7 protein-coding genes and 1 pseudogene are annotated in these 5231 nt (G+C 64.0%); 5 read left to right on the top strand and 3 right to left on the bottom strand.

The genetic code is table 11. The annotated features are described in order from the left end of the window. Nucleotides 1-208 precede the first annotated feature (208 nt). A pseudogene (locus GR303_RS25080) lies at nt 209-517 on the bottom strand (transposase); the annotation flags it as partial. A gap of 61 nt (nt 518-578) precedes the next feature. Between GR303_RS25080 and GR303_RS23970 the strand changes: the two are divergent. Continuing rightward, a complete protein-coding gene (locus GR303_RS23970) occupies nt 579-1229 on the top strand; it encodes a Rossmann-fold NAD(P)-binding domain-containing protein (RefSeq protein WP_201752216.1) in 651 nt (216 codons plus the stop codon). 210 nt (nt 1230-1439) lie between these two features. Here the strand turns inward: GR303_RS23970 and GR303_RS23965 are convergent, their stop codons facing one another. After that, entirely contained in the window at nt 1440-1859 is a 420-nt protein-coding gene (locus GR303_RS23965; protein ID WP_246205883.1) for a L,D-transpeptidase, read from the bottom strand. A 211-nt stretch (nt 1860-2070) separates the two neighbouring features. Beyond that, a complete protein-coding gene (locus GR303_RS23960; protein WP_161726941.1) occupies nt 2071-2958 on the bottom strand; it encodes an MBL fold metallo-hydrolase in 888 nt (295 codons plus the stop codon). 125 nt (nt 2959-3083) lie between these two features. On the opposite strand from GR303_RS23960, the gene GR303_RS23955 reads away from it, so the two are divergent. From GR303_RS23955 to GR303_RS23940, 4 genes are read left to right on the top strand one after another with little or no spacing between them, the layout of a single operon-like run. After that, complete coding sequence (locus tag GR303_RS23955) at nt 3084-3671, top strand: rhodanese family protein (protein ID WP_161726943.1); 588 nt, start codon at nt 3084-3086, stop codon at nt 3669-3671. Further along, nucleotides 3671-4453 carry a sulfite exporter TauE/SafE family protein gene (locus tag GR303_RS23950; protein WP_161726948.1) on the top strand — a complete coding sequence of 261 codons (783 nt, stop codon included), beginning with the start codon at nt 3671-3673 and terminating at the stop codon, nt 4451-4453. Before GR303_RS23955 ends, GR303_RS23950 begins: the two co-directional genes overlap by 1 nt. Before the next feature lie 23 nt (nt 4454-4476). Beyond that, on the top strand, nt 4477-4917 hold the full coding sequence (trxC, locus tag GR303_RS23945; RefSeq protein WP_161726944.1) for a thioredoxin TrxC: 441 nt from the start codon (nt 4477-4479) through the stop codon (nt 4915-4917). A 13-nt stretch (nt 4918-4930) separates the two neighbouring features. Beyond that, entirely contained in the window at nt 4931-5125 is a 195-nt protein-coding gene (locus tag GR303_RS23940) for a beta-lactamase hydrolase domain-containing protein (RefSeq protein ID WP_161726946.1), read from the top strand. The last annotated feature ends 106 nt before the right edge of the window (nt 5126-5231 follow it).

Raw genomic sequence — 5231 nt, 5'->3', positions numbered from 1 at the left:
GGCTGGAAGACGCTGACACAAGCGTCAGCCCCGAAGGAGACGATTGACCTCGCCGCCTGACCCAATACGATGTTCATGCCGGAGATCGCGCCACCCGAATTTCAACACAGCTCGCGACGGCACCCGAGATCCTAACAGGTCCAGCATTCATCCATAGCGAAGGCCAAGCTTGCCTCTCCCCTGTTCTGCCAAGACAAGACCTCCCCATCAGGAGTCTGTCTTCCTCTGAGAGCGAGCCTTGCCTCCAGCACGTTTTTGATGAGGGCTTCTTCAGGATCTCCCGCTCCTGGCGCAGGATCTCGTTCTCGCGCCGCAGCCGCTTCAGCTCGGCTGCCGTGTCCTCCTGCCGCTCCTCGGGCGGATCATCGATCTCGTGCTCACTATGGCGGTCGATCAGTGGCGCAGAGTCGACAGGCCGATCCCGAGATCCTCAGTAATTTCGTCGGCTGCGGCCGCTGGTCAGGGCGAGCCGCACCGCTTCATCCTGAAACTCTTTCGTAAAGCGTGTGTGAGGCATGGAGATTCCCGCTACTTCAGGAGAGGCTCTCCATTGTGTCGAAGCAAGTCGAAGCTCTGCATTGGCCCTCATTCCGCAGAGTGATGCACGGGTAGCCCGGATCGTCGCCCCGACCCGGCACGAGCTGCTGCCCCATCCGAAGCTCGAAAACCCGCTGGTTGATTTCGAGCACTTACCGGCCCTTGCACCGTGGTGGGCAGTGGACAGTGTGATCTACACCTTGGGCACAACGATGCGCAAGGCGGGCTCGCAGGAGGCCTTCCGCCGGGTCGACCACGACTATCCGCTGGCCGTGGCGCAGCTGGCTCGGCAGCATGGTGCGCGCGCCTTCGCGTTGAACTCGGTAACCGTAGCTGACCCGCGCTCGCGGTTCTTCTACAACCGCGTCAAAGGCGAGGTTGAAGAGACCATCCGGCAGGTCGGCTTCCCCTCCCTGACCATTGTGCGCCCGGCCCTGATCGGAGGCGACCGGAACGAGTTCCGGCCTGCGGAGTTCGTGGCCATGCGGCTCTTGCGGCTGGCCGATCCACTCCTACCCCATCGCTACCGGGTCGTGCCACATGACCGAGTCGCCGGAGCCTTGCTGGAGGCGGTGATCACCGCTGCGACGGGAGAGCATGTCGTCGCGTCAGACACCATCGTTCGAGGGACGAAGGAGATGTGCGCAGGCAATACGGTAGCCCTCGCGGAGACGCGGAATACCCCCTCTTAGATGAGAGGGTGGGCACGACTCATCGCCAATTAAAAATTGCCTGTGTGTTCAGTGGACTTCCATGCCCCATAGGTGGGCGTAGTGCCTCTGGGCGCTGCAGCTGACGGCCGGAATAACCTGCTCCGACCGACGGCGGTTCAGCATACCGGGCCTTGGGCTGATCCCACTTCACCGTCCGTGCGGAGGGCTTCCTCGGCTCGTCTCCCTGGATCACGATCCTCGTGTTCCGCATTCCCTCACTGCGGACGAGGGCAAACAGCTTGGCCGCGTTTGCCGGCGCAAGGCAGACGCAGCCGTGCCAAGCGGCCCCCCCAGGCTGCGGGTGGCGTTGCTGCCGTAGATCGCGTGGCCCCGATGCGTGAAGAAGATCGAGTGCGGCATGGGCGAGTTGTCCCACTCCTTGGAGGCATGATCCTTCACCAGACGCGATGGAGTGAATGTGCCAACCGGCGTCTCATATCCTGCCTTGCCCGTGGAAACCGACCAGGCATATCGCGGCGTGCCATCAACAGAGACCGACGTGCGCTGGGTGGTCTTGTCGACGGTGATCAGGACATCTGCCTTCGCCCAACCGGCTCCAAGTGCAAGAGGCGCCAGCAAAGACACAGCGAGCAGGCCGACAAGACGCATAGGGAAAAGTCCTCTGGGAAGGAATACAAGGCGACATTCCTACAGACGTCCGCTCATGACGACGTTTCCGCGTGCCGGTCTGAGCTCACGGAACTGTGTGGACTTGCTCCACGCCGTGCGCCTGCCGTGCGCATGGCATGGTCATCCCCTCCCGGGTTGCGTCCGATGGGTGAAAGGAGCCCGGCCATCGCCAAGGCCGGGACTCCTCCACCTATACGACCTCCCCGGCCCCGCCCTTCATCTTGACCGGAATCATGAGGTAGCGCACCCCGTTGGCTTCCGCCGGCGGGAACTTCCCGGCACGGATGTTGGTCTGGATCGAGGGCAGCAGCAGCCGGGGCGCCGTTAGCTTCGCGTCACGAGCGGTTCGCATGGCCACGAACTCCTCCTCGGTAACACCCTCCTTTACATGCACATTCCTCTCGCGCTGCTCCGCCACCGTGGTCTCCCAAGCATAGGTGTCGCGGCCCGGCGCCTTGTAGTCGTGGCACATGAACAGCCGGGTCTCGGGCGGAAGCGCGGTCAGGCGCCTGATCGAGCGGTACAGCTGGTGCGCGTCACCGCCGGGAAAGTCGGCGCGGGCGGTGCCGTAGTCCGGCATGAACATGGTGTCACCCACGAAAACCGCGTCCTCGACCTTGTAGGACACGTCAGCCGGGGTGTGCCCGGGCGTGTGCAGCACTTCCATGTCGAGCTCGCCGATGGTGAAGCGCTCGCCGTCCTTGAACAGGTGGTCGAAGTCGCTGCCATCCGGGTTGAGATCAGTGGCGTTGAAGATCGGCCGGAATATCTTCTGCACGTCCTTGATGTGCTCGCCGATGCCGATCTTCGCCCCCGTCCTGGCCTTGATGTAGGGCGCGCCTGACAGATGGTCGGCATGAGCGTGGGTCTCCAGCGCCCACTCAACGGTGTAGCCCTGCTCCTCGGCCGCCTTGAGCATCGCCTCGACCGAGCGGGTGTCGACCGTACCTGAGTTGTGGTCGTAGTCGAAGACAGGGTCGATGATCGCCGCCTTTTTCGTTGCCGGATCCGCGACCAGGTAGCTGACGGTGTTGGTGGGCTCATCGAAGAACGCCTGGATGATGGGTTGGCCTGACATGGTCTGAACCTCCTCAATGGTTCGGCTTGGGTTGGTATTGACAATATATGAGCATTAACTAAATAAGCAATACCTAATGTAATGAGAGCCGCCTCGAAGGCCGCTCCCACATCCGGAGACCCACCATGTCGCTTCCCACCGTCAGCCCCACCGAAGCCAAGCGCCTGCTCGACCAGGGCGCACTTCTCGTCGACATCCGTGAGGCCGACGAGCACGCCCGGGAGAACATCCCTGACGCCCGCCTGGTGCCCCTGTCCCGACTGGACCAAGCGGACCTTGCGCACCCGGAAGACCAGCCGGTGATCTTCCACTGCAGGAGCGGCGCCCGCACCCAGGGCAACGCCCCTCGTCTCGCCGCCAAGGTCGGAGGCGCCTGCGACGCCTTCATCATTGAGGGCGGGATCGATGCCTGGAAGAAGGCCGGCCTACCGGTGTCCGTCGACCGCCGTCAGCCACTTGAGCTGCAGCGCCAAGTGCAGATCGGGGCTGGCAGCATGGCCTTCCTCGGCACGATGCTGGGCCTGCTCGTCTCACAGTGGTTCTTCATCATCCCAGCCTTCGTCGGCGCCGGCCTGACGATGGCGGGCATAACCGGGTTCTGCGGCATGGCCCGGATCCTCATGAAGGCCCCGTGGAACCGGGCCGCCTATGCCCAACCCAAGACGCCTGACGCATTTAACATCCCGTGCAGCGGCACTAGCAGGAGATCATGATGGATTTGTCGCTCACCCAGAGCGCCCTTGGCCTCGCCTCGGGCTCGCTCGTCGGCTTCACGCTTGGCCTCGTGGGCGGGGGCGGCTCGATCCTGGCGGTGCCGCTGCTCGTCTATCTCGTCGGTGTGACCAACCCGCACGTGGCCATCGGCACGAGCGCGGTCGCGGTGGCGGTGAACGCCCTGGCCAACCTCGGCAGCCATGCCCGCGGCGGAACCGTCAAATGGCGCTGCGCCCTGGTCTTTGCCGTCTCAGGCGTGATCGGCGCGTTCGGCGGCTCGACGCTCGGCAAGATGATGGACGGGCAGAAGCTGCTCGCCCTGTTCGCCGTGCTGATGCTGGTGGTCGGCGCCCTGATGCTGCGCAAGCGCTCCGGCGAAGGCGACAAGGATGTCCGACTGGCGCGGGACAACTTCCCCAAGCTGGTCGGCATCGGCCTGGCGACGGGCGCCCTGTCGGGCTTCTTCGGCATCGGCGGCGGCTTCCTGATCGTGCCCGGGCTCATCATGGCAACCGGAATGCCGATCCTGAACGCCGTCGGTTCGTCCCTCGTGGCTGTCTCCGCCTTTGGACTGACCACGGCGTTGAACTACGCCCTGTCGGGTCTGATCGACTGGCCCCTGGCGGCGTTGTTCATTGGCGGCGGCGTCCTTGGCGGCCTGCTCGGCACGCGCTCCGCCAAGCTGCTCGCGGGCAGGAAAGGTGCGCTGAACACGGTGTTCGCCGGCCTGATTTTTGTCGTGGCGATCTACATGCTGGTGCGCAGCCTCAACCTGCTCTGAGGCCGAAAGACAGGAGGTGGTCCATGTCGAAGTCGTTTCATGTGGTCTGCCCCCGGTGCGATGCCGTCAACCGCGTTCCGCAGGATCGGCCTGCGTCGCAGGCGGTCTGCGGCAGCTGCAAGGCGAAGCTCTTCGAAGGTCATCCCGTCGAGCTCAATGCCGCTCGCTTCCAGCGCCACGCCGAGCGCAGCGACATTCCGGTGATCGCCGATTTCTGGGCGCCCTGGTGCGGCCCCTGCCGGGCGATGGCGCCGATCTTCGAGCGGGCGGCGAAGGAGCTCGAACCGAAGGCCCGCTTCGTGAAGGTCAACGTGGACAATGAGCCGGAACTGGCCGGGCGGCTTGGTGTTCAGGGCATTCCGGCCCTCTTCGTCCTCAAGAACGGCTCAGTCGTTGCGCGGCAGGCGGGGCTGGCTAACCTCTCCACCCTCCAAAACTGGGTCCGCCAGTTCTCAACCGTCTGAAAGGAGCTGTCGCGTGAAGGTCACCAAATTGACGCCCAACATCTCGGTCGCCCATCAACTGACCGAACGGGATCTTGAGGAGGCCGCGGCCGCGGGCTTCAAGACCATCATCAACAACCGTCCCGACGGCGAGGCTCCGGATCAGCCCCCAAGCGAGGAGCTCGCGGCCGCCGCGCAACGCCTGGGCTGCGTATTCCAGGGATGGTGATCGGTGGTTCCACACGATCATGATCACTCGTTCTGGTGATCGTGATCACCGTCAGCGTTCACTTGGTGGTTCGCTGAGCGGGGATGAAGCGGCCAGTACCGCTGGC

Source organism: Microvirga arsenatis (assembly GCF_009910705.1).
Classification (GTDB): domain Bacteria; phylum Pseudomonadota; class Alphaproteobacteria; order Rhizobiales; family Beijerinckiaceae; genus Microvirga; species Microvirga arsenatis.
Note: the sequence above shows the minus strand (reverse complement) of the source record. Positions and strands in the feature narration are given on the sequence as shown.

Bases quoted from the DNA above. Each gene is read 5' to 3' on its own strand.
- GR303_RS23965 (WP_246205883.1), bottom strand. From the start codon at position 1,859: ATGCGTCTTGTCGGCCTGCTCGCTGTGTCTTTGCTGGCGCCTCTTGCA.
- GR303_RS23960 (WP_161726941.1), bottom strand. From the start codon at position 2,958: ATGTCAGGCCAACCCATCATCCAGGCGTTCTTCGATGAGCCCACCAAC.
- trxC (WP_161726944.1), top strand. From the start codon at position 4,477: ATGTCGAAGTCGTTTCATGTGGTCTGCCCCCGGTGCGATGCCGTCAAC.
- GR303_RS23950 (WP_161726948.1), top strand. From the start codon at position 3,671: ATGGATTTGTCGCTCACCCAGAGCGCCCTTGGCCTCGCCTCGGGCTCG.
- GR303_RS23955 (WP_161726943.1), top strand. From the start codon at position 3,084: ATGTCGCTTCCCACCGTCAGCCCCACCGAAGCCAAGCGCCTGCTCGAC.